Below are 20,924 nucleotides of genomic sequence, written 5' to 3' on the forward strand. Positions count from 1 at the left end.
GGGGTGGGCTCGGCCCACCCCCGTTCGCGTTCCGGCGGACCGTTTCACCGCACCCCAGGTCGCGTGTGCCGTAGGGCCGGTCGGGCCGGCGGCGAAGGTCCGGGGGATCTGGTCGGTTTCGGGTGATTGCGGGAGTGGCCGGCAGGGAACAGAGAAGGGAGCCTCCGGCGCGAGAACGCACCGGATGACCCTGCTGGGAGACACCGATGACCGTTCGACGACTGAGCGCCGGCCTCGTGGCCGTCGCCCTCTTCACCCCCGGAGTCGCCGCCTGCACCACCACCGGCGAGGCCGGGCCGAGTGCCACACCGTCCGCCACCGCCACCGGTGCCGCGCCCGAGGTCGACACCGAGGCGAAGCAGGCGCTGATGGACTCGACCCGGGAGATCCGCAACGGCAACTTCAGGTTCAGCATGACCGGTGCCGGCTCGGTGGCGGAGGGACAGGTGCACCAGCCGAGTCAGAGCGCCGAGATTCAGGTACGCCTCGGCGAGTCGACCGACGACCTGGCGATCCGCCTCGACCTCGTTCACGCGAAACCGGACAGCTGGGTGAAGCTGGATCTGCAGGGCCAGGCGGCCACCAGCGTGCCCGGGGCGGACCGACTCAACCTCGGCAAGTACCACCACCTCGATCAGAGCCGGATTCAGGGCAACCGCAGCCTCGGCTTCGACTTCGACAAGGTCGACCCCGCCGGCAGCGAGGCGTTGACCCAGGCAGTCACCGAGGTCCGCCGTACCGGCGACGGGGCGTACGCGGGCACCCTCGATCTGTCGAAGGCGGCCGACGCCGGATCCCTCGACCCGAGCGTCATCACCGCGCTCGGCCCGGAGGCGAAGTCGGTGCCGTTCACCGCGAAGACCGACACCCAGGGGCGGCTCACCGAGATGGTGATTCAACTGCCCCAGGGCGGCCAGTCCGCCGGGCAGGAGATCAGGGTGACCTACTCCGACTACGGCAACGCGACCGAGGCGACCAAGCCACCGGCCGACCAGGTCGTCGAGGCGCCGCCGGAGCTGTACAACCTGTTCGACTGAGAGCGGGGCGCGGCGGCGCGGACGAACCGTACGCCTCGCCCGTCATGAACCGTACGCACCGCGGCGGGAGCCCACCGGCTCCCGTCGCGCCGTGCTGGCGTGCCGCTCACCCGCACGCCGGCCGTTCCGCCTGTCCCGGCCGGAGCGGCATCCTTCTGCCTGGTCAGGTGGCCGGATCAGGTCGGGCGGCCTCGATCCGGGCGCGGGCACCGTCGAGCCATCGCTGGCAGATGACCGCCAACGCCTCGCCGCGCTCCCACAGCGCCAACGACTCCTCCAGCGACGTGCCGCCGGCCTCCAGCCGCTCCACCACCGACGCGAGTTCGGCGCGGGCCTGTTCGTAGCTGAGCCGCTCGTCCGACCCACTGGTCTTCTCGTCAGTCATCGCACCCATCTCAGCACAACCATCCGACGCCACCGTCGACCGCACCACCGTTCGGCACGCCGGGCGTCAGGCGGTGCTGTCGCCGGCCAGGCAGCACGGCCACCGGAGCCGGGATCGAGTGGTCCCGGGCCGCACCCGGCCCCGGGATCGAGAGCCGTCATCTGCCCGCGCCCGCGCCGGAGCGGTTCCCGGGCGAGTCAGGTGTCGACCGTGGCGGACAGTTCGCCGTCGGCGAGGCGTACCCGCAGCGGGTCGCCGGGAGCCACCTCGGTGGCGGCGCGTACGACATGACCGTCGGCGCGTTGCACGATGGCGTACCCGCGGTCCAGGGTGGCGGCCGGGGACAGGGCGCGCAGCCGGGCCAGGGTGTGCCGGAGGTCGTCACCAGCGGCGGCCAGGCGGTGGTCAAGACAACGGCCGGCGCGCTGGCGTAGGGCGACCACCTCGGCGGCCCGCTGCTCAAGCATCACCTGGGGCCTAGCCAGCACCGGTCGGGAGCATAGCGCGTCGATGCGGTGGGACTCCCGGTCGACGAGGTTGTGCACGGCCCGGTGCAGCCGGTACCGGGCCTGCTTGATCAGGCGCACCTCCTCGGCCAGATCGGGCACCACCCGTTTGGCCGCGTCGGTGGGGGTCGATGCCCGAACGTCGGCCACGTAGTCGACCAGCGGCGCGTCCGTCTCGTGGCCGATCGCACTGACCACCGGCGTACGACAGGCGAAGACGGCCCGGCACAACGCCTCGTCGGAGAAGGGCAGCAGGTCCTCGATGCCGCCCCCGCCGCGGGCCAGAATGATCACGTCGATGCTCGGGTCCGCATCCAGCACCTTGAGCGCGTCCAGGATCTGGGATACGGCCGTCGGGCCCTGCACGGCCACGTTCACCGTCCGGAACTCCACCGCCGGCCAGCGTCGGCGGGCATTGGTCAGCACGTCCCGCTCGGCGGCGCTGGCCCGACCGGTGATCAACCCGATCCGCTGCGGCAGGAACGGGGGACGGCGCTTGCGCGCCCGGTCGAACAGCCCTTCGGCGGCCAGCAGCTTCTTGAGTTTCTCCAGCCGGGCGAGCAGTTCACCGAGGCCGACCTGGCGGATCTCGTCGGCACGCAGGCTGAGCGTGCCCCGGGCGGCGTAGAACTCCGGCTTGGCGTGCAGCACCACGCGGGCGCCCTCGCGCAACTCCGGTGCGCCGGAGTCGAGCACGTCGCGGTTGGTGGTGACCGTGAGACTCAGGTCGGCGGACGGGTCACGCAGCGTCAGGAACACGGTGCTGGCGCCGGGTCGCCGGCTGATCTGCGCCACCTGCCCGTCGACCCACACCCACCCGAGCCGGGCAACCCAGGCGCCGATCTTCTGACTGACCACGCGTACCGGCCACGGTTCCTCCGAGCTGCTCTTCCCTCCAGCGCTGCTCTTCCCTCCAGCCCCCTCGCCCACACCCACCCGCCCACCCTACGACCCACCGCCCCACTTCACGTTGATCATGAAGTTGTTGTGCTCGGCGCGGCGTGTCGCGGGTGACAACTTCATGATCGACAGGGGTTGGCGCGGGGGTTGGTTGTGGGTCGCTGCCGGGTGTGGGGGTGGCACGTAGGATGAAGGGGTGACTGAGGTTGAGGCGACTCCCCGGACCGGCAAGCGCGTGCTCCTGGCCAAGCCCCGCGGTTACTGCGCGGGCGTTGACCGGGCGGTGCAGACCGTCGAGGAGGCGCTCAAGCTCTACGGTGCCCCCATCTACGTCCGCAAGCAGATCGTGCACAACAAGCACGTGGTGCGGACGCTGGAGGCCCAGGGTGCGATCTTCGTGGAGGAGAACGAGGAGGTCCCCGAGGGCGCAACGGTGATCTTCTCCGCACACGGCGTGGCACCCGAGGTCTACGAGCAGGCGAAGCAGCGGTCGCTCAAGGCGATCGACGCCACCTGCCCGCTGGTGACGAAGGTGCACCACGAGGCGAAGCGGTTCGCCGCCGAGGACTACGACATCCTGCTCATCGGCCACGAGGGGCACGAGGAGGTCATCGGCACCTCCGGCGAGGCGCCGGAGCACATCCAGCTGGTGGATGGCCCGGAGGACGCCGACCGGATCACCGTGCGGGACCCGAACAAGGTGGTCTGGTTGTCGCAGACCACGCTGTCGGTGGACGAGACCATGGAGACGGTCGCCCGGCTCAAGAAGCGGCTGCCGATGCTCCAGTCACCGCCCAGCGACGACATCTGCTACGCCACCAGCAACCGGCAGCACGTGATCAAGGAGATCGCGCCGGAGTGCGATGTGGTGCTCGTCGTCGGCTCACGCAACTCGTCCAACTCGGTACGCCTGGTCGAGGTTGCCCTGGACGGCGGCGCCCGGGGCGGCCACCTGGTCGACTTCGCCCACGAGATCGAGGACGCCTGGCTGGCCGACGCGCGGACGGTGGGTCTGACCTCGGGTGCCAGCGTGCCCGAGGAACTGGTGCAGGAGGTGCTGGCCCACCTCGCCGAGCGCGGCTTCACCGACGTGGAGGAGGTGGTGACCGCAAACGAGCGGCTCACCTTCTCCCTGCCGCAGGAGCTCAAGCGCGACCTGAAGGCCGCCGCAGCGGCGGCCCGCGACTGAGCCCGCCGAGCAGGCCCGTGAGCCCGCCGAGCAGGCCGATGAGTATGCCGGGCTGGTGTGATGGAACTGTTCACCGGCCAGGTGCGTCAAAGCTTGGCATGAGGACCCTTCGGATTGCCGCCGCCGCGTTGATCGTCTGCACGGCGCTCGCCGCCTGTGCCGGCCAGGACGCGGGGGACGACACCACCACCCCGACCCCGACGGGAGCGTCACCGGTGACCGAGCTGCCCACCCCCGACCCGACCGGATCCGCACCCGCACCCTCCGATCCGGTGGACCCGACCGTACCCACCACCCGGCCGACGGTCAGGCCGACCGCCCCGTCGAAGCCACCGGTGACCGGCGAGATCACCGTGACCGGCCGGATCGAGTCCGGCGTCGAGCCCGGCTGCCTGCTGCTCGACGGTTACCTGCTGCTCGGTGGCCCCCGCGACGTGCTCACCGCAGGCGCGTCAGTGACGGTGACCGGCCGCCCCGACCCGACCATGATGACCACCTGCCAGCAGGGCACCCCGTTCGTGGTGGCGTCGGCCAGGCGCGGCTGAGCACCCGGCCGCCAGGCGCGCCAAGCAGACCCAGCCGCTAGGCGTGTAAATAGACCCGGCCGTCAGGCGTGCCGACGCGCGGCTCCGGGTCAGCCTCGGCGACAGCACGGGCCGACAATGTGGATCAATCGATGGCAGGATGCCCGGGTGCGGTACCGAGCGATCCTTCCTACGGCGGCCGGCATCCTCGCAGCCGTCCACGTCCTCGGCACTGTCACCGGTGTCGCCCTGCTGCGCCAGGCCGAGGTGCTCGCGCTGCTACTGCTGGCGGCGTACGCGCTGACCGGTCTCCGGGCCGGGCTGGATCCGGAGATGTCGGCCGGTGCGCCGGACAGTCCGGCCCTGCCGGGTAAGTCGCCCATGCCGAGCGCTGCCTCCCGGATGCGGGTCTCGCACTGGGGGATGCCGGTGGCGCTCGCAGCGTTGGTGGTCGACGCATGGATCGCCATGCCCACCGCCGGTCCCGGGCACTGGGCGTTCATGGTGGCGGGCCGGCCTGACCCGACTGAAGAGGTCATCGCCGCACTCGTGGCGAACTGGGCGGCCCTGGTCTTCGTCGTGGTGTTGGCGTTGACGGTGCGGCTCGGATCGAATCGGCCGGTCCGCCTCGGTCGGCCGGTCCGCGTGGCTGCGGTGCTGGCCGGAGTGCTGGTGACCGGGTATGCAACCGCCCGCCTGATCGGTGCTCACCTGGAACTGGCGGAGGCGCGGCGACAGCGACCCGGGCTCGGCGACGACTCCGGCGAGCAGATCGTCGCCACCGGAGTGGCGGCGTCGTTGCCACTTGCGCTGGCGCTCGGTGCGATCGTCCTGGTGGTCCTGCTTTACGAGCAGCGGCGACGGCTCGCGACGAGCGGCGCCGTACTGCTGGTGCTTGTCGCGCTGACCCGGATCGACGTGGTCTACGGTGCGTTGCCGGTGCCGCTGGATCTGATGAGCCGGGGCAGCCTGTTCACGGCCGCCGCTGATCCCGCGCCCGGTCTCGCCGCACCCCGACCGGCCGCGCTCGTCGCCCTGGAGTTGGCCGCGTACCTGCTGCTTGTGTTGGGTCTGCGTGCCCGCCGTCCGCAACGTGCCGGGCCGGTCAGTTGACCGGCCCGGCCCATGAACAGACGGAAGCCCGCCTCCGGAGAACCGGAGACGGGCTTCCTGATGGTGCGGGGTGGTGTCAGTTCACCGCGCCGATATCCACCGCGCCGCGGCCGACGACCGCGCCTTCGGTGGTCACGACGGTCAGCTCACCGTAGAGGCTCCGACCCGCGGACGGGGCGGACTGGGCCGTCACCGTGCCCGAGATGGTGCCGGTGGCACCGTGGGCCAGCGTGAGCGGCGTGCTCGACGCCGAGAGGGTGCCGAGCGCCGGGGAGGAGAACGAGTCCCGGTAGTCGTACTCGGTGCTGCCACCGGCCCCGTCGACCGAGTACGCCTCGACGACGACGGTGTAGGTGCCCGCTACCGGGTTGTTCAGGGTCACGAACTCCTCCGAGTCGCCGTCCGCGTTGTACGCGATCAGGCTGCCGCCCCGGTACACGAACAGGTCGAGGTCGGCTCCGGCGTCCGAGGTGTTACCGATGCGGGCGGTGAAGCTCGTGGCGCCCGCCGGCACGTCCACGGTGTACTCCTGCGTGGCGTACTCGACGATTGTCGGCCGCTCCGCGTGCGAGCTGGACAGCGCGCCGCCCTGGCCGGTCACCGTGACCGGGCCGAAGGTGTTCTTCAGCGACCAGGTGACCGGGGTCGGGGTGCCGGCGGTGACCGACGGCAGCTCGACCACGGCCGGCTCGACCGCGACGCCCTGCACCCGTGCCTGGATCTGGTACGGGTTGTTCAGCGACGGCGAGGTCCGCCGGGACTCGACCTCGATCTCCCAGACACCCGGCATCGGGTTCTGGTAGTCGCGCTCGAACGCGTTGCAGACGACCGTGCTGTTGTGGTTGGTGAAGCAGGCCAGGCTGGAGGTGCTCTCCACCGGAACGCCCCACGGGTTGAACGCGATGAAGCGCGTCTGCGACCCGGTGGCGATGCCGGAGAGGTTGACCTGGAGTGCACCGGCACCCGGGGGCACCGTCACGAAGTACGACGTGGTGCTGTTCCGGTCCACCGAGCCCTGCGCCGAGTAGGCGAAGTTGGGCTTGCTGACGTCGTTCGAGGCCACCACCACGGCGGAGACCTCGAAGTCGATCGTGCTGGTGGCCGGGTCGTCGACGGTCACGATCGTGCCGTGCGCGCCGACGGTCTTCGGCTTGGCGATGATCGTGATGGTGACGGGCGTGTTCAGCGGCAGCGTGACGTTCTTCGGCGCCGAGAAGGTGCCGTCGTTGCCGCGCAGGCCGATGTTGTGCTTCACGTTGCCGGCCGGGCCGCTGGTCCGGGTCAGCTTGACCTGGTACGACTTCGACTGGTTGACCTTGTGACCGCCGTCGGCGGAGCCGCAGCGGTTGTAGACGCCGGTGCCCTGGTTCGGCGTGGCCAGCAGGCCGGAGAGCACCGTGCAGACCGGGGCGTCGGAGGTGTACGAGCGGGTCTGGACACCCTTCTTGAGCAGCTTCCAGGCACCCGGCACGTTGAACATGCCGTAGCCCTGCCCGTAGGTCGGGGTGTCGGCGATCGGCTTGGCGGACGTGAAGATCGCCCGCCGCAGCATCTCCGGGGTGATGCCCTTGTCGGTCGCCCGGGCGGCCGAGAGCAGCAGCGCGGCGGCGCCGGCGGCCTGCGGAGAGGCCATCGACGTACCGTTGAACATGCCGTAGCCCGGCGGCAGCGCGTAGCCGGCCTCGGCGACCGGGCTGCCGGCCTGCCACACCGGCGTGGTGGAGATGGCCGAACCCGGCGCGGCGATGTTCGGCTTGGCGCCACCGTCCTCACGCGGGCCGCGCGAGGAGAAGTTGAACAGGGCGTTCTTCTTCTTGACCACCGAGCCGTAGTTGGCCAGCCAGGTGTCCTTGCTGATGCTGGCGGCGACGCTCACCACGTTCGTCGACGCCGACGGGTCGCCGATGGTGTTCACGCCCGGGCCGGAGTTGCCGGCCGAGATGAACATCTGCACCCCGTACGTGGTGATCAGGTTGTTGTAGAGGGTGGCGCGGGCGTTGTTGCCGTCGTTGAGCGCCGGCAGGCCACCGATCGACATGTTGATCACGTCGACCCCGCGGTTGATGACCAGATCGGCCATGCCGGTGGTGAGTGCGGCAGCCGTGCAGCCGCCACCCCAGGAGCAGGCACGGGAGGAAACGATCTTGGCGCCGGGGGCGGCACCGTCGAACGCGCCGTTGCCGAGCATGTCGTTGGCGGCGGTGATGCCGGCGACGTGCGTGCCGTGGGCGCTCTCGATGATGCCGATGTTGACGTAGTCCACCAGGCCGGGGCCGCCGACCGGAGTGGTGTCGACGTTCTTGCGGTACTCGACGACGAACGACATCCGCTCCGTGATCGGAGTCGCCGGGTTGTCGGTGCCGAAGTAACCGACGTCGAACTTCTCCTTGTATGGCCGCATCACGGCCTCGTCGGTGAAGTCACCGTCCTGGTCGGTGTCGACCCAGATGTTGTTGGTCGCCGGGTCGAAGAGGATGCCGAACTGATCGGTGTTGTCCCCGTCCCGGTTGACATCACCGGCCGGGTCGCTCTGGTTCGTGATGTTCTCACTGAACAGGTTGAACCGGTAGGTCCCCGCCGGGGCGGTCCAGGTACGACCGGCGAGGGTGAACGTGGGCCCGGCTACCTGGTTGAGCATCGGACGCCAGGTGGAGTCCTCGAACGGGTCGGTCGCGGTGACCCAGTCGACGATCTTGCGCTCGCCGGTGGTGGTCTCCTGCAGCGCCGGGTGCTCCAGGTCCACGCCGGAGTCCATGATGCCGATGGTGACGCCTCGGCCGTCCCACTTCTTGTGCTGCTTGACGAACTTGACCGCACCGGTCTCGTTCGTCGGCATGTACGGGTTGTCGGCCTTGGTCCGGGCGCCCGGTCCGCTGAGCGTGTCGCCCTGCTTGCCGCCCTTCGTGCCGCCCGGGGCGACCTCGGGCTTCGGGTCGGGCAGCTGGATCTTCTCGTCCAGGTCGATGGTGGCCACGCCCGGCAGCTTGGCGGCCTTGACCGCCTTGCCGGTCGGCACCTTGGCGAGCACGTAACCGATGGTGTCGTAGCGCTCGGTGACGGCCGCTCCGAGGTCCTCGAGGTCGGCGGCGACGTCCTTCGCCTTGCCCTTGTCGGTGGCGACAATCATCGTGACGGTGGGGGCCTTCTTCGCCTCCGCCTCGGCGAGCAGCTTGGCATCGTGCTGATCCAACGACTCGGCGGGGGTGGCCTGCGCGGCGTCGGGTCCGGCAGGAGCGGCGCTCGCGGTGGCGGCACCGCCCGCCACGGTCACGGCGCTGGCCGCCATCACCGAGGCGAAGAGCGCGGCGGAGGTACGCCGGCTCAGGTTTCGGGGTTTACTCACGTTCTCTTTCCTCCAGAGAACTCAGGCGCCCTCAGAAGCAGGGCACGCGTGAGCGAAATCCTTCGTGGTGCCGACCGTCGATGTCACTACCGTCGGGTACGTTGTGACCATCTCGTGATATGCGAGACGCTCATTGTCACATCGAAGATGGTAAGGGCCAATTTCAGTTGGACCGACTTCGATCATCTGAAGTGGAATCGGTGAGCAGCTCCGGCGCTTGGGGCTGTCGGGGTGCCAGCTCCACCTGCCCCGGGGTGGGCAGTTCCTGATCCGACACACCCAGCTCGGCCAGTTTGCGGGCGCTCACCAGCACGCGCGCCTCCAGCGAGCCCACCGCCCGGTTGTACGCGGTGACCGCAGCACCGAGTGAGGCACCGAGCTTGCCGACGTGGTCACCGAGGGTCGACAGCCGTCCGTACAGTTCCCGCGCCACCGTGTGCACGGCCATCGCGTTGCGGGTCAACTGTTCCTGCCGCCACGACCAGGCGACCGTACGCAGCAGCGCGACCAGGGTGGCCGGGGTGGCCAGCACCACGTTGCGGGCGAACGCGTGCTCCAACAGCGTCGGGTCGCGTTGCAGGGCGACGTCCAGGAACGGATCCGCCGGCACGAACAGCACCACGAACTCCGGAGTGGACTCGAACGCGGACCAGTACGACTTGGCGGCCAGCGCGTCGACGTGCGCCCGGAGATGCTTCGCGTGTGCGTCGAGGTGGGTGTCCCGGCCCCGCTCGTCGCGCGCCTCCATCGCGGTGAGGTACGCGTCGAACGGCGCCTTCGCGTCCACCACCACGCTCCGGCCGCCGTGCAGGCGGACCACCAGGTCGGGGCGTACCGTCTGCTGATCGGTGGCGGCGGTCACCTGCTCGGCGAAGTCGCAGTGTTCCAACATGCCGGCGGCCTCGACGATGCGGCGCAACTGATGCTCACCCCACCGCCCGCGTACCTGCGGCGCGCGCAGGGCCGCCACCAGCTGTTTCGTCTCCGTGCGCAGCTCGCCGGAGACCGTGCTCATCGCGCGGACCTGCTCGCGCAGCTCGGCGTACGCGTCGACCCGCTCACGTTCGAGGTCGGCGACCCGCTGCTCGTAACGCCGCAGCGTCTCGTGCAGCGGGGCCACCGCCCGGGCGACCGCCTCCTGCGACTGGGCCGTCGCCTCGTAGCTCAACGCCCGCATCGACTGCTCCAGCCGCCCCTCACCCTCGCGGGTGGCGCGCAGCGTGGCGTCCAGCCGGGCGATCTCGGTCGCCGAGCGGGCCCGGGCGGCGAACCAGCCGACCGCGCCGCCGGCACCGAGACAGACGACGACAACCGCAAGGGTCGAGAACTCCATCCTCAGCAGCTTGCCAAAGACGGGCGCTGCGCACCCGTCCGGGCGCGCAGCGATTCCGCAGCACCGGGCTCGTCGCAGCGGGGATCAGGAACGCGCTGCCCGCGAGTTCCACGCAACTTCCCTGTTACTGCCGCCTCGGCCGGAGTTGAGGCAGCAACATCCCTGAAACTGTGCGGATCTTGGGGCACGATCCGGTGGCTCAGCCGGTGTTGCGCATGCCGGCGGCGATGCCGTTGACGGTGGTGAGCAGGGCGCGTTCCAGTGCCGTGCCGTCGCTGGGGGCGCGTCGGCCACCCGGTGCGGTGGCCACCGCCCGGCCGGCCGCACCGGAGTCGCGGTACTGCCGCAGCAGCGCCACCTGAAGGTGGTGCAACGGCTCCAGGTAGGTGTCGCGTACGGCGAGGGTGCGTTGCAGCACCGGGGAGTTGTCCAGCAGGTCCGGTGAGTCGGTGACCGCGAGAACCTCGCGCCGGGTCAGCTCGTACTCCTGCTCGATCTTGTCGAAGATCGGGTGCAGCTTCTTCGGGACCAGGGTCTCCACGTACCGGCGGGCGATGCCGAGGTCGGTCTTGGTCAGCATCATCTCCACGTTGGACAGGAACGTGCGGAAGAAGTGCCAGTTGCGGTGCATCTCGGCCAGCACGTCGGAGAGCCCGGCCTCCCGGGCGGCGGCCAGACCGGAACCGACCCCGAACCAGCCGGGCACGATCTGTCGGGTCTGGGTCCAGCCGAACACCCACGGGATGGCCCGCAGCCCGGACAGCCCGGCGCCGGTGTTCGGCCGCTTCGCCGGCCGGGAGCCGATGTTCAGCGCGCCGAGCAGCTCGGTCGGGGTGGAAGCCCAGAAGTACGCGGGCAGGTCCGGATCCTCCACCAGCGACCGGTACGACCGGAACGCCGACTCGGAGACCACGTCCATCGTCGCGTCCCAGCGTTCCAGCATCTCGGCCGGTTGCCGGGGGCCGGTGTGCAGCAGCGTCGCCTGGAGCACGGCGGCCACGCTCAGCTCCAGGTTCTCCCGGGCCAGTGCGGGCAGGGTGTACTTGTCGGAGATGACCTCACCCTGCTCGGTGACCTTGATCGCTCCGTCCAGGGTGCCGTACGGCTGGGCCAGGACCGCGTCGTGCGTGGGGCCGCCGCCGCGCCCGACCGTGCCGCCCCGGCCGTGGAAGAGCCGCAGGTGCACGCCGTGCCGGGCGGCCACGTCGCGCAGCGCGCGCTGGGCCCGGTGGATGGACCACTGGCTGGTGGTGATGCCGGCCTCCTTGTTGGAGTCGGAGTAACCGAGCATCACCTCCTGCACGTCACCCCGGGCCGCCACCAGCGCCCGGTACGCCGGCAGTGACAGCAGTTCGTCGAGCAGGTCCCCGCCCGAGTTCAGCTCGGCCGGGGTCTCCAGCAGCGGCACGATGCCGATCCGGGCCCGGCCGCTGTGCACGTCCACCAGGCCGGCCTCGCGGGCGAGCACCACCGCGGCGAGCACGTCGTCCACGCCGAGGGTCATCGAGATGATGTACGACTCGATCACCTCGGAGCCGAACCGGTCCTGCGCCTCCCGGATGGTGCTGAACACGTCGAAGGTCTTGCGGGCCGACTCGCTCAGCGGGGTGTCCGAGGTCGACAGCGGCCGGCGACTGGCCAGCTCGTCGGCGAGCAGCTTGGTGCGCTCCAGGCGGCTCAGCGACGGGTAGTCGTCGACCTCGCCCACCGCCGCGTACAGCTGGGTGAGCACCTCGTGGTGCTTCTCGGCGTGCTCGCGGACGTCCATGGTCGCCAGGTGCAGGCCGAACGCGGAGACGGTACGGATGGTCGAGGCGAGCCGGCCGACGGCGGTGAGTTGACCGGCGTTGCGGGCCAGCGAGGCGCGCAGCAGATCCAGGTCGGCGATCAGCTCGGCCGAACCACGGTAGTCGCGCCCCGGCACGTGCGGCGTGCCCTGGCGCAGCCGGGCGCGGGTGTTGGCGAGCTTGGCCCGGACACAGCGGGCCTTGAGCCGGTACGGCTCCTCGGCGTTGACCCGGCGGAACCGGGGCGCCACCTCGGGCAGCGCGTCGAGGTCGGCGGCGAGGCTGGCGGAGAGGTCGAGCGACACCCCGCGCAGTCGGCGGGACACCGATACCTCGCTGATCAACTCTTCCATCGCCGCCTCGGTGGCGGTCAGGCCATGCTCGTGCTGAATGGCCAGCACCTCGCGGGTCACCGTGGGTGTGACGAACGGGTTGCCGTCCCGGTCGCCGCCGATCCAGGTGCCGAAGGTCAGCGGCCGGGCCGTCGGCGAGGTCTCCACGCCGAGCGTACGCAGCGTCTCGGCGAGATCGTCGAGCACCTGCGGAGCCGCCTCGGCGTACAGGTCACGCAGGTAGTAGATGGCGTTGCGCGCCTCGTCGGTCGGGTCCGGCCGATCCAGCCGCAGCTCGTCGGTCTGCCACATCAGGTCGAGCAACTCGGCCAGCCGCCGGTTCGCCGGGCCCTCGTCGCTGGCGCCGTAGAGGATCGCGTTGGCCGTCTCGGCGTCCAGCTCGTCGGCGATCGCGCGCAGCTTCGACAGGATCGACCGGCGGGCCGCCTCGGTGGGGTGGGCGGTGAAGACCGGACGTACCGCCAACCGGCGGGCCACCGACGCGATCTCCTCGGCCGGCACCCCGCGCTCGGCGATCATCTTGGCCGCCTGATCCAGCCAGCCGCCCTGGATGGCGCGGCGGCGACGCAGGTCGCGGGCCCGGTGTACCTGTTCGGTGATGTTGGCCAGGTGGAAGTAGGTGGAGAAGGCGCGGGCCAGCTTGGTGCCGGTGGTCACGTCCAGGCCGCCGAGTCGCCGGGCGGCGGCCGGGGCGTCGGTGCGGACCTGGGCCCGGATCTCCTCGACGAGGTCGAGCAGCGGGCGACCCTCCTGGCGGGCCAGGGTCTGCCCGAGCAACGTGCCCAGCCTGCGGATGTCGGCGCGGAGGGCGGCGTCGGGTCCGTCATGATCATGCTGGTCGGTCACCATGCGCTCCTCACGTCAAGTACGAAGGACAGCGCTGTCCGACTGCCCCGATCGTATCCACGCGAACCCACCCGGAAGGAAGGGCCCCTTGATAACGCCCTTCGTTCCCGGGGGACCCCAGCCGGACGCCGACGCTGCCGAGGCGCGCCGGTCGAGGACTTCCGGAGGTCGAAAACCGCTGTTCACGGCCGATAGCGTCGGGACATGACCTCGTTGGTCCAGCCCTCGAAGCCTCGATCCTGGCGATCGAGTGGCGATCGTCTCACCCTCCGCCGGCCCGCCAGGTCTCTTCCCGTACGCGTACGAACTGGGGCTGTGCCGGCTGCGTGAGGAGTGCGGCCTGGAGCCGGCCGAGTACCCGACCACCCGGATGGAGAATTCCGTGCGGCGGTGAGGTCCGGTGGATGCGGTCCGGCGACACGTCTCGGTCCGCTACTGACCGCCATGCCGACACGCAACATCCACTCCAGTTACGGGATGTCGCGGTGTCCGCGCCCCGTGGAAGCCGCGACATGCCGCAACTGGCGCTGGGCCCCTCTACCTCAGTCCACGACGCCGAAGGCGCGGACGGTGAAGGTGCCCATGCCGGCAACCCTCGGGGGTGTGGCGGTGAACCGGAAGCCGGCCGGGGGCAGGGCGTCCAGCCCGGTCAGGTGCTCCACGATCGGGATGCCGGCGGCCAGCAGGAGGCTGTGCGCGGGCCGCTCACCACGGGCCGCCGGACCCATGTCGTCAATGTTGATCGAGTCGATGCCGACCAGGGTGGCTTTCGCGTCCACCAGCGCCTGCGCGCCGTCGGCGGTCAGGTAGGGGGCTTCCGGAGTGCCGTACCCGGGGGTGCCGAAGTGCGTGTCCCAGCCGGTGTGCAGCAGCACCGCCTTGCCGGCGACGTCGTACGGCGCCAGCAGTAGCCGGTCCACCGCGCGGGTGCCGGCGGGCAGCCGGACGACGAGTCCGGGCAGGTCGGCGAGCCGGTCCAGCGGAAAAGCGGACAGATCGGCACCGTCGGCGTACCGGTGGGCGGGGGTGTCCAGGTAGGTGCCGGTGTTGGCGATCATGTCGATCCGGGCCACGTGGAACTCGGTGCCCGCGGCGTAATGCTTCCGGGACGCCTCGCGGGTCAGCCACTCGGTGATCTTCGGGGCCGGCCAACCGGGCAGGGTGATCATCCCGTCGGTGACCAGGTGACTCAGCTCGATCAGCCGCCGGGTGGCGCCGTCCGGGCTGCCCCCGACGGCGCGACCGCCCTTGTGCGGTTCCTCGATGACCGTCTTGTTGGTGATCCGTACATCGGAGACCATCAGCAGGCCGAGATGCCGGACGAACAGCGCCGCCAGGTCGGCGTCGTCGATCCGGTCGCCCGCGATGTCCAGCCGGAACCCCTGGGTGCTCAGGCCCCCGCCGTTGGCGAACGCGACCTCCGCGTCGAACCGCACACGATATTCCCCGCTCATCCCCGCAGCCGATCACCCTCCGCCCCGACCAGTCAAGATCCCCGCCCCCTGCCCCCTGCCCCCCTGCCGCCCTGACGAGGCGACAACTTCGGGGAAGGTGTGGCCTTCCTCGCACCGCAGGCTGCACTTTCCCCGAACTTGCGCACGCGGTTCAGGCGGTTCGGGCGGTTCGGGCGGCGGGAAGCGGTGAGGCGGTCAGGGGGTGGAGCTAGGCTGGCATTCGTACACCCCCCGTCCGGTCTGGACGCGGGGTGATCGTCGTGTCCCCACCTCGGAAGTGATCATGACTGCGCTCACCGGACTGTTCGCCGCCGCGTTGGCCGACCCGGGCCTGGCCCGCGTCCGTGACCTGGCGCGCTCCGGTGCTGCCCAGGTCGACGGGCTCGACCTGACCGCCCCGCCCGCGCTGCGCCCGTTCGCGGTCGCCGCCGTCGCGGCCGACCCGACCGACGGCCAGCGCACCGGCGGTCAACGCGCCGACGGCCACCGCACCGGTGGTCAGCGCACCGGCGGTCAACGCGCCGACGGCCACCGCGCCGACGGCCACCGCACCGGTGGTCAGCGCACCGGCGGTCAACGCACCGGCGGTCAACGCGCCGACGGCCAGCGCGCCGACGGCCACAGCATCGACGGCCAGCGCACCGACGGCCACAGCATCGACGGCCACAGCATCGACGGTCAGCGCAACGGCGCGACTGCCGGCGGAGCGGGGCGGGCGGTGCTGGCGGTCACCGCCACCAGCCGCGAGGCCGAGGACCTCGTCGCCGCGCTGGGCAGCCTGCTGCCGCCCGAGCAGGTGGCGATCTTCCCGAGCTGGGAGACGCTGCCGCACGAGCGGCTCTCGCCACGCTCCGACACCGTCGGCCGCCGGCTGGCCGTGCTGCGTCGGCTCGCGCATCCGGACTCGGCGGACGCGCACGGGCGCACCGGCCCGCTGCGGGTGGTGGTGGCCCCCGTCCGCTCGGTGCTGCAACCCCAGCTCAAGGGACTCGGCGATCTGGAACCGGTCCGGTTGGCCGCCGGTGACGAGGCCGACCTGGAGCAGATCGCCCGCCGGCTGACCGACATGGCGTACGCCCGCGTCGACCTGGTCACCAAGCGGGGCGAGTTCGCCGTGCGCGGCGGCATCCTGGACGTCTTTCCGCCCACCGACGAGCACCCGTCCCGGGTCGAGTTCTGGGGCGACGAGGTGGAGGAGATCCGCACCTTCGCCGTCGCCGACCAGCGCACCATCGAGCAGATCCCCCAGCTCTGGGCCCCGCCCTGCCGGGAGCTGCTGCTCACCCCCGAGATCCGGGAGCGGGCCGCCACCCTCGCGCAGCAGCACCCGGAGCTGGCCGAGATCCTGGACAAGCTGGCCGGCGGGGTGCCTGTGGAGGGCATGGAGTCCCTGGCCCCGGCACTGATCGGCAACGACTCGATGGAGCTGCTGCTGGACTGCATGCCAGCCGGCACGCACGTACTGCTCTGCGACCCGGAGCGGATCCGCACCCGGGCGCACGACCTGGTGCGTACCTCGGAGGAGTTCCTCCAGGCCAGCTGGGCCGCGGCCGCCGTCGGTGGCCAGGCCCCGGTCGACCTGGGCGCCGCCGCCTTCCACACTCTCGCCGACGTACGCGCGCACGCCGCGACCCTGCGCCAGCCCTGGTGGACACTGTCCCCGTTCGGCCTGTCCGAGCCGGCCGGCCCAGCGGCGACCCGGCAGCCCTGGGAGGACGAGCCGGCGGCGGTAGACGTCACGCCCGACGACGCCATCGCGGTGGCCCTGGCGGCCCAGCCCGCACCGCTCTACCACGGCGAGACCGCCCGGGTGGTCGACGACCTGAAGCGGTGGGCCAGCGAGGGCTGGTCGATCGCGTTGGTCTTCGAGGGGCACGGTCCCGCCCAGCGGGCCGTCGAGGTGCTCCGGGACGGCGGTCTCGGTGCCCGGCTGACCGACGAGGTGCCGGCCGCGCCCGCCCCGGGTGAGCTGCTGGTCACCTGCGGCAGCCTGTCCGGCGGCTTCGTCGACGAGGCGGCCCGGTTCGTGCTGCTCACCGGCAGTGACGTGACCGGCGGCCGGGGCGTGTCCACCCGTGACATGCGGAAGATGCCGAGCCGGCGGCGCAACACCATCGACCCGCTGGAGTTGCGCGCCGGTGACCACGTGGTGCACGAGCAGCACGGCATCGGCCGGTATGTCGAACTGGTGCAGCGCACCGTCAACGGCGCCTCCCGGGAGTACCTCGTCATCGAGTACGCCCCGAGCAAGCGCGGCCAGCCCGGTGACCGCCTCTTCGTTCCCACCGACCAGCTCGACCAGTTGAGCCGCTACGTCGGCGGCGAGCAACCGACCCTGCACAAGATGGGCGGCTCGGACTGGCAGAAGTCCAAGGCGCGGGCCCGCAAGGCGGTCCGCGAGATCGCCGCGCAGCTGATCCAGCTCTACGCCGCCCGCAAGGCGTCCAAGGGGCACAACTTCGGGCCGGACACCCCGTGGCAGCGGGAGTTGGAGGACGCCTTCCCCTGGCAGGAGACGCCCGACCAGCTCGCCGCCATCGAAGAGGTCAAGCGGGACATGGAGCAGAGCATCCCGATGGACCGGCTGATCTGTGGCGACGTCGGTTACGGCAAGACCGAGATCGCGGTGCGGGCGGCGTTCAAGGCGGTGCAGGACGGTAAGCAGGTCGCGGTGCTGGTGCCGACCACTCTGCTGGTGCAGCAGCACTACAACACCTTCGCCGAGCGGATGAGTCAGTTCCCGGTGACCATCCGGCAGCTGTCCCGCTTCCAGACGCCGAAGGAGGCCGAGCAGACCCTCGCCATGGTCGCCGACGGCACCGCGGACGTCGTCATCGGCACCCACCGGCTGCTGGCGTCGGCCACCCGGTTCAAGTCGCTCGGGCTGGTCATCGTCGACGAGGAGCAGCGCTTCGGCGTCGAGCACAAGGAGCACCTGAAGTCGATGCGGGCGGCGGTCGACGTGCTGAGCATGTCGGCCACCCCGATCCCGCGCACCCTGGAGATGGCGATCACCGGGATCCGGGAGATGTCCACCATCGCCACCCCGCCGGAGGAGCGGCACCCGGTGCTCACCGCCGTCGGTGCGCAGGACGACCGGCAGGTGGCCGCCGCGATCCACCGCGAGTTGCTCCGCGACGGGCAGGTCTTCTACCTGCACAACCGGGTCGAGTCGATCGAGCGGACCGCCCGCCGGTTGCGGGAGCTGGTGCCCGAGGCGCGGGTCGCGGTGGCACACGGGCAGATGGGCGAGGACGCCCTGGAGAAGGTCATGGTCGGCTTCTGGGAGAAGGAGTACGACGTCCTGGTCTGCACCACGATCGTGGAGTCCGGCATCGACATCCCGAACGCCAACACGCTGATCGTGGAGCGGGCCGACCTGCTCGGCCTGGCTCAGCTGCACCAGATCCGGGGCCGGGTCGGCCGGGGCCGGGAGCGGGCGTACGCGTACTTCCTCTATCCGCCGGACAAGCCGCTCACCGAGCACGCCCACGAGCGGTTGGCCACCATCGCCCAGCACACCGAGCTGGGTGCCGGTATGTACGTGGCCATGAAGGACCTGGAGATCCGGGGCGCCGGCAACCTGCTCGGCGGCGAGCAGTCCGGGCACATCGAGGGCGTCGGGTTCGACCTGTACGTGCGGATGGTCGGTGAGGCGGTGCAGGCGTTCAAGGGCGAGCGTCCGGAGGAGGAGACCGATATCAAGATCGACCTCCCGGTGGACGCGCACCTGCCCCACGACTACGTGGGGGTGGAACGGCTGCGCCTGGAGATGTACCGCAAGCTGGCGGAGGCGCGCGACGAGGAGCGGCTGCGCGAGGTGGCCGCCGAGATGTCCGACCGGTACGGCGAGCCGCCCGCGCCGGTGCAGAACCTGATCGCGGTGGCCCGGTTCCGCCTGCTGGCCCGCCAGTACGGCCTGACCGACGTCAGCCTCCAGGGCCGGCACCTCCGCTTCGGTCCGCTGCCGCTGCCCGACTCCAAGCAGCTACGGCTCAAGCGCTACCACCCCGACTCGGTCTACAAGGCCGCCCTCGACCAGGTCAGCGTCCCCCGGCCGATGACCCGCCGGGTGGGCGGCGAGCCACTGCGCGACCAGCCCCTGCTGGACTGGTGCGCCCAACTCCTCTCCGACGTGCTCGGCCCACCCCTCGTCGCCAGCGCACCCGCCGTCGCCGGCTCCCCTCGCTGATCATGAAGTTGTTGTCATGCCACGCCGAGCAGGGGGACAACAACTTCATGATCGACGGGTGGGGTGGCGGGCGCGGGGACCTGTCAGGGGTGGTTGGGGTGGGGCATGAGAGAGTGACGGGCATGCGTGCTCGCCGTCTTGTTGCCGTCGCCAGCGTGGCGGTCGGCCTCATCGCCCTCGCCGGTTGCCGTTCCGAGCCCGGTGTCGCCGCGTACGTCGGTGACCACCGGATCACCGAGGACGCGGTCACCGAGGTCATCGAGGACGCTCAGGCGAAGAACCCGACCCCGACCGAGGGGGCTGAGGCGCCGCCCGGCGAGCAGCCGCAGTTGCCCGGCCAGGAGCCCCAGTTGCCCGGGCGTAGCCAGGTGGTGAGCACCCTGGTGCTCAGCGAGGTCTGCGAGCGGATCTCCGCCGCCGAGGGTTACCGGCCGGAGGGCCAGGTCGACCCCGCGCAGGTGGCACAGGGCATCGGCCTGAACCCGGAGACCGGGTACGTGCGGCAGATCGCCGAGCTGTACACCTGCCTGTCCGGGATTCCGATCGGCGCTCCGGTGGCCCCCACCGAGCAGGAGCTGATCGACCTGGTCGCGGCGGGCAAGCGGGCCGGCGCGGTGCCACCCGAGGTGACCGTCGAGCAGGCCGCCACCCAGCTTGACGGGGATCAACTGCGCCAGGCCCTGGCCAACCGCAACTCGCTGCGTGAGGCCGTCGAGACGTACGACGTGACGGTGAACCCCCGGTACCGGCCGCTGGTGTTCCCGGTGCTGAGCTTCACCGGGCAGGCCATCGCTGTGGGCGTGCCGCTGGGCGAGCCGGCCTCCGACGCGGTCAACGACATCTCCACGCCGAGGCCACGGCCCGAGCCGGCCGTGCCGACCGACGGCTGAGCATGCCCCGGATCGTCCTGCTGGTGACCTCGCCCCGATTGCCGGCCGGGCTGTTGACGGCAGCCGCCTGGGACGTGGTACGCGCCGCTCCGGTGCTGGTCGCCGAGGAGAGCGAGCTGACCACGGCGCTGCGGTCCGCAGGCGCCGAGGTACGGGTGCTCGACGGACCGCCGGTGCCGGCACTGCTGGACGCGGCGGCGGCGCAGGACACCGTGGTCTGGCTGGCCGGCCCGGCCGGGGACGAGTCGCTGGCCCGGGAGTTGGGGCTGCGCCTGGCCCGCGAGCCGGGGCTGGCGGAGCTGGAGCTGATGTACGGCTCCTGGGATCCACCGGGCGCGCGGCTGCTGGACGCGGTGGCGGTGCTCGACCGGCTGCTCTCGCCCGGCGGTGATCCGTGGAAGCGGGCGCAGACCCACCGCAGCCTGGCCGGGTTCCTGCTGGAGGAGAGCTACGAGGCGTACGACGCGATAAGCGCGGGGGACACCGACGCGCTGCGCGAGGAGTTGGGCGACGTGCTGCTCCAGGTGGTGTTGCACGCCCGGCTGGCCGAGGAGTTGCCCGAGGACGAACGCTGGAGCATCGACGACGTGGCCGGTGCGCTGGTGGACAAGATGATCCGGCGCAACCCGCACGTCTTCGCCGGTGCCGAGGCGGGCACCCTGGAGGAGATCACCGCCAACTGGGAGCGGATCAAGCAGGCGGAGAAGGCCCGTGACTCGGTACTCGACGGCATCGCGTTGAGCCAGCCGGCGCTCGCCCTGGCAGCGAAGATCCTGGAGCGTGCCGCCCGGGTCAGCATCACGACGCCCCTGCCGTCACCGGAGGCGCAACCCGATCCCGAGACCACCCTCGGCGCCCAGCTGCTCGCGCTTGTCGCCCAGGCCCGCACGACCGGCCTCGACCCCGAAGCCGCCCTACGCCGCACCACCCTGGGGCACGCCCAAACAATCCGCACCACCGAATCCACCTGCCCACCCACCCCACCCACCCAGCTGAGTTGATCATGAGGTTAGCGGCACCGAATCCGACAATTCGCGCCGCTAACCTCATGATCAACCGGGCTGGGCTGCGC

General features: G+C 71.0%; 13 protein-coding genes and 1 pseudogene. 8 read left to right on the top strand and 6 right to left on the bottom strand.

The features are described from left to right. The first annotated feature begins 206 nt into the window (after nt 1-206). Nucleotides 207-1,037: a hypothetical protein gene (locus O7601_RS10820; RefSeq protein ID WP_281566037.1), complete on the top strand. Its 831-nt coding sequence runs from the start codon at nt 207-209 to the stop codon at nt 1,035-1,037. Nucleotides 1,038-1,200: 163 nt separating this feature from the next. Here the strand turns inward: O7601_RS10820 and O7601_RS10825 are convergent, their stop codons facing one another. Next, nucleotides 1,201-1,422 (bottom strand): exodeoxyribonuclease VII small subunit, encoded by a 222-nt coding sequence (locus O7601_RS10825; RefSeq protein ID WP_281566038.1) that lies wholly within the window; start codon nt 1,420-1,422, stop codon nt 1,201-1,203. Nucleotides 1,423-1,619: 197 nt separating this feature from the next. Next, nucleotides 1,620-2,858, bottom strand: coding sequence for an exodeoxyribonuclease VII large subunit (gene xseA / locus O7601_RS10830; RefSeq protein ID WP_281566873.1), 1,239 nt, complete (start codon nt 2,856-2,858; stop codon nt 1,620-1,622). 166 nt (nt 2,859-3,024) lie between these two features. Here xseA and O7601_RS10835 point away from each other — a divergent pair, with 166 nt between their 5' ends. The 3 genes from O7601_RS10835 (at nt 3,025) to O7601_RS10845 (ending at nt 5,654) form a co-directional block, all read left to right on the top strand. Continuing rightward, on the top strand, nt 3,025-4,017 hold the full coding sequence (locus O7601_RS10835) for a 4-hydroxy-3-methylbut-2-enyl diphosphate reductase (protein WP_281566039.1): 993 nt from the start codon (nt 3,025-3,027) through the stop codon (nt 4,015-4,017). A 98-nt stretch (nt 4,018-4,115) separates the two neighbouring features. Further along, nucleotides 4,116-4,562, top strand: a complete 447-nt coding sequence (locus O7601_RS10840; RefSeq protein WP_281566040.1) for a hypothetical protein — start codon at nt 4,116-4,118, stop codon at nt 4,560-4,562. A gap of 147 nt (nt 4,563-4,709) precedes the next feature. Next, the gene (locus O7601_RS10845) at nt 4,710-5,654 is read left to right on the top strand and encodes a hypothetical protein (protein WP_281566041.1); all 945 of its coding nucleotides are present in this window, start codon (nt 4,710-4,712) and stop codon (nt 5,652-5,654) included. A gap of 76 nt (nt 5,655-5,730) precedes the next feature. On the opposite strand, the gene O7601_RS10850 is transcribed toward O7601_RS10845, so the two are convergent. From O7601_RS10850 to ppc, 3 genes are all read right to left on the bottom strand, one after another. Beyond that, on the bottom strand, nt 5,731-8,997 hold the full coding sequence (locus O7601_RS10850) for a S8 family serine peptidase (RefSeq protein ID WP_281566042.1): 3,267 nt from the start codon (nt 8,995-8,997) through the stop codon (nt 5,731-5,733). A 163-nt stretch (nt 8,998-9,160) separates the two neighbouring features. Next, nucleotides 9,161-10,330, bottom strand: a complete 1,170-nt coding sequence (locus tag O7601_RS10855) for a DNA recombination protein RmuC (RefSeq protein ID WP_281566043.1) — start codon at nt 10,328-10,330, stop codon at nt 9,161-9,163. Nucleotides 10,331-10,529: 199 nt separating this feature from the next. Further along, nucleotides 10,530-13,316, bottom strand: a complete 2,787-nt coding sequence (gene ppc / locus O7601_RS10860) for a phosphoenolpyruvate carboxylase (protein ID WP_281566044.1) — start codon at nt 13,314-13,316, stop codon at nt 10,530-10,532. 250 nt (nt 13,317-13,566) lie between these two features. On the opposite strand from ppc, the gene O7601_RS10865 reads away from it, so the two are divergent. Continuing rightward, on the top strand, nt 13,567-13,710 hold the full coding sequence (locus O7601_RS10865) for a hypothetical protein (protein ID WP_281566045.1): 144 nt from the start codon (nt 13,567-13,569) through the stop codon (nt 13,708-13,710). A gap of 148 nt (nt 13,711-13,858) precedes the next feature. On the opposite strand, the gene O7601_RS10870 is transcribed toward O7601_RS10865, so the two are convergent. Continuing rightward, nucleotides 13,859-14,770 carry a cyclase family protein gene (locus tag O7601_RS10870; RefSeq protein WP_281566046.1) on the bottom strand — a complete coding sequence of 304 codons (912 nt, stop codon included), beginning with the start codon at nt 14,768-14,770 and terminating at the stop codon, nt 13,859-13,861. 700 nt (nt 14,771-15,470) lie between these two features. On the opposite strand from O7601_RS10870, the pseudogene mfd reads away from it, so the two are divergent. From mfd to O7601_RS10885, 3 genes and pseudogenes are all read left to right on the top strand, one after another. Beyond that, nucleotides 15,471-18,962 (top strand): annotated as a pseudogene (gene mfd / locus O7601_RS10875) (transcription-repair coupling factor); the annotation flags it as partial. Nucleotides 18,963-19,084: 122 nt separating this feature from the next. After that, nucleotides 19,085-19,852, top strand: coding sequence for a hypothetical protein (locus O7601_RS10880; RefSeq protein ID WP_281566048.1), 768 nt, complete (start codon nt 19,085-19,087; stop codon nt 19,850-19,852). A gap of 2 nt (nt 19,853-19,854) precedes the next feature. After that, nucleotides 19,855-20,853: a nucleoside triphosphate pyrophosphohydrolase gene (locus tag O7601_RS10885; protein ID WP_281566049.1), complete on the top strand. Its 999-nt coding sequence runs from the start codon at nt 19,855-19,857 to the stop codon at nt 20,851-20,853. Nucleotides 20,854-20,924: the final 71 nt, after the last annotated feature.

Source organism: Verrucosispora sp. WMMD573 (genome assembly GCF_027497175.1).
Lineage (GTDB): Bacteria > Actinomycetota > Actinomycetes > Mycobacteriales > Micromonosporaceae > Micromonospora.